This is a genomic window from Flavobacterium sp. (assembly GCF_044361015.1).
Taxonomy (GTDB): Bacteria; Bacteroidota; Bacteroidia; order Flavobacteriales; family Flavobacteriaceae; genus Flavobacterium.
On record NZ_JBIKJL010000110.1, the window covers coordinates 1 to 2,794 of the forward strand.

Annotated in this window: 4 protein-coding genes and 1 pseudogene; 1 reads left to right on the forward strand and 4 read right to left on the reverse strand. The window is 33.7% G+C overall.

Features of this window, described 5'->3' with window-relative positions:
- The 4 genes from ACIQ2Z_RS12870 to ACIQ2Z_RS12885 all read right to left on the reverse strand — a co-directional run.
- Nucleotides 1-1,108, reverse strand: a 1,108-nt coding sequence (locus tag ACIQ2Z_RS12870) for a 5-(carboxyamino)imidazole ribonucleotide synthase (RefSeq protein WP_396184569.1), incomplete at its 3' end; no start/stop codon positions are given.
- Between the two features lie 68 nt (nucleotides 1,109-1,176).
- Nucleotides 1,177-1,593, reverse strand: coding sequence for a type II toxin-antitoxin system VapC family toxin (locus ACIQ2Z_RS12875; protein ID WP_396184570.1), 417 nt, complete (start codon nucleotides 1,591-1,593; stop codon nucleotides 1,177-1,179).
- Nucleotides 1,590-1,850, reverse strand: coding sequence for a DUF6364 family protein (locus ACIQ2Z_RS12880; RefSeq protein WP_396184571.1), 261 nt, complete (start codon nucleotides 1,848-1,850; stop codon nucleotides 1,590-1,592). Before ACIQ2Z_RS12880 ends, ACIQ2Z_RS12875 begins: the two co-directional genes overlap by 4 nt.
- A 34-nt stretch (nucleotides 1,851-1,884) precedes the next feature.
- Nucleotides 1,885-2,439 carry a hypothetical protein gene (locus ACIQ2Z_RS12885; protein ID WP_396184572.1) on the reverse strand — a complete coding sequence of 185 codons (555 nt, stop codon included), beginning with the start codon at nucleotides 2,437-2,439 and terminating at the stop codon, nucleotides 1,885-1,887.
- A 92-nt stretch (nucleotides 2,440-2,531) separates the two neighbouring features.
- On the opposite strand from ACIQ2Z_RS12885, the pseudogene ACIQ2Z_RS12890 reads away from it, so the two are divergent.
- Nucleotides 2,532-2,794 (forward strand): annotated as a pseudogene (locus tag ACIQ2Z_RS12890) (hypoxanthine phosphoribosyltransferase); the annotation flags it as partial.

Here is a 2,794-nt window from a genome sequence, read left to right on the forward strand (position 1 = left end):
TTCTCGCTTCCACCATATCTTCATTCACAATCGTCACGTGTCCCATTTTTCGAAAAGGTCGTGTTTGTCTTTTACCGTAAATGTGAGGTGTTACACCATCAATAGCCATGATTTTTTCGATGTTTTCATAAACCACTTGACCGGAAAAACCTTCTTCACCCACCAAATTTACCATAATTCCGGCAACTTTGCTAGCGGTATTACCCAAAGGTAAATCTAAAATGGCTCGTAAATGATTTTCAAATTGCGAAGTATAACTGGCTTCAATGCTGTAATGTCCTGAATTATGTGGTCGTGGAGCCACCTCATTAACTAAAATTTCGTCGTTTTCGGTTTGAAACATTTCCACTGCTAATAAACCAACATGATTAAAAGATTTGGAAACTTTCATTGCAATTTCTTGAGCTTTTTGAGCCACTTTTTCGTCAATTCGAGCCGGGCAAATTACATATTCCACTTGATTGGCTTCGGGATGAAATTCCATTTCTACCACCGGATAGGTTTTTACTTCACCTGAAACGGAGCGTACAACAATTACAGCCAACTCATTTTTAAACGGAATCATATCTTCAATTAAACAGGGCGTTTCTGGTAAGTGAGTGATGTCTTTTTCCGATTTCAGAATTTTTACGCCATATCCATCATATCCAAATCGATCTTGTTTCCAAACACACGGATACGTTAGCGTTCCCTTTAAAACTTCCGCCACTAATTCACTTTTATTTTCAAAAGTTTTGGCATTGGCCGTTGGGATTTGATTACCCAAATAAAGATTTTTTTGTGTGATTTTGCTTTGTATGTTTCGCAAAGTTTTTGGCGAGGGAAATACTTTTTTACCGTCCGCTTCCAATTGGTCTAACGCATCTAAATTGACGTTTTCAATTTCAATGGTGAGTACATCCACTTTCTTCCCGAAATTATAAACGGTATCGAAATCTAAAAGGTTTCCAATTTCAAAATAATGAGCTCCAAATTGACAGGGTGCGTCTTTACTTGGATCTAAAATAAAGGTTTGTATGTCGAATTTTCGCGTATCAGCCAAAAGCATTTTGCCAAGTTGACCACCACCTAAAATGCCTAATTTGAAATCGGAAGAGAAGTAATTCATTTTGATGTTGTAGTTATAGTAAGTGTTTATTTTGAATTTTATATTGCCATTGATATTGCCATTGATTTTTATTCAATTGTATTCAAAAAATCATCGGGCGTTAAAACTGCTATTTCTGCAAATTTATAATCTTTTAAATCTCTGGTGACAATACAATCCATATTATTTATGGATTGTGCAGAAACAATTTGAATGGCATCTTCAAAATCTTTATGATTGGATTTTAAGCTTTTTTTGATGATGTTTATATCTATAGGAATTATCGAAAGGACAGTAGTGACTTCGTCTAACGATTGTCTAATGTTTTCTTCAGTTGTGAACTTTTTTAATAAATAATGCAACGTAGAAATAGTGTTTGATGAAGTAAAAAGAACAACTTTTTTTCTTAATCCAAGTTTGTAAATTTCAGCAGATGATTTGTAAAAAGGTTGTCGATTAGCTAAAATATCCATCAAAACATTAGTATCGAGAAAAATATTTTTCATAAACCATATTTTTCTTTATGGTATTCTTCTTTAACTTTTTCAATATCAAAATCATCTGGCAAAGTAACAATTCCAGTAATTTTTTTTAATCTCTCATCAATATCATTACTGTCATTGTTGTTTTTTTCTGCCTTTGAAACCAAATTCTTAAAATAATTCTCCACCATTTCAGATAAGCTTCTGCCGGTTCCTTTGGCGTAAATTTTAGCTTTCTCAATGATTTCTTTGTCGAGTGATAAGGTGAGTTTGGTATTCATATACGTACAGTTTTTACAAATGTACGTAAAATTATTATTTAGTCTTGTTAATTTTTTTCAAAATATTCCTAGCTGACGCCTTATATCCCGCAGTATGACTGGAATAATCCTGACTTAAAATCGGTTTTAATTCTTCATAAATCCAATCGTATTTTTTTCCTAAAACAAATAAAGCTTTCATTGCGTAGGCTTTGGCAGCTACTTTTTCGTCCTGAATTAATCGATCAATCAACGCTTCAATGAGAATGTGTTCTTGCTCTTGGGTTAGTTTAATTCCGTTTTTTCGATGATTGCTTTTAGTCAAAAACATAGCAATTCGAGTGGCAGGTCGCAAGGATGAATCATTTTTAATTCTAGGCAACACTTCGCAAAATTCATCAATATAAGGAACTAGCAATTTCAACTTTTTTTCACCTACCAAATCCAAACTCCAAAAGGCTTTGACGTGTAATTCATGCGAAATATCAAAAGCAATTGCAATCAATTCTTTCAAATTTTCATCACTTTTCATGGCAAAATTGCTCACCATCACTCGGCTTTTTACATGAGCGGTGCTTCCCTCTATTTTTTGATACATGTTGGAATTCATGGCGTAAATATACCAATTTTGCAAAAAACCGTGAATACGTAGGATTTAATACCTTCGACTTCACTAAATTTGCATTTTAAAAAACACATAGCATGATACACCTTCACGATAAAACGTTTGAACCTTTTATTTCGGCGGAAGAAATTGATTTCGCGATTGCAAATATTGCAAAACAGATGGATGATGATTTCTTTGATGACGTTCCTGTTTTTATTGGTGTTTTAAACGGTTCTTTTATGGTTTTATCCGATTTGATGAAGCATTACAGAGGAATGTGCGAAGTGAGTTTCGTTAAAATGGCATCGTATGAAGGCACTCAAACAACAAACGATGTAGTTGAGTTAATTGGGTTGAA

What these genes read in the sequence shown, in the direction of transcription:
- ACIQ2Z_RS12880 (WP_396184571.1), bottom strand. Translation starts at nt 1,850, where the DNA reads ATGAATACCAAACTCACCTTATCACTCGACAAAGAAATCATTGAGAAA.
- ACIQ2Z_RS12885 (WP_396184572.1), bottom strand. Translation starts at nt 2,439, where the DNA reads ATGAATTCCAACATGTATCAAAAAATAGAGGGAAGCACCGCTCATGTA.
- ACIQ2Z_RS12875 (WP_396184570.1), bottom strand. Translation starts at nt 1,593, where the DNA reads ATGAAAAATATTTTTCTCGATACTAATGTTTTGATGGATATTTTAGCT.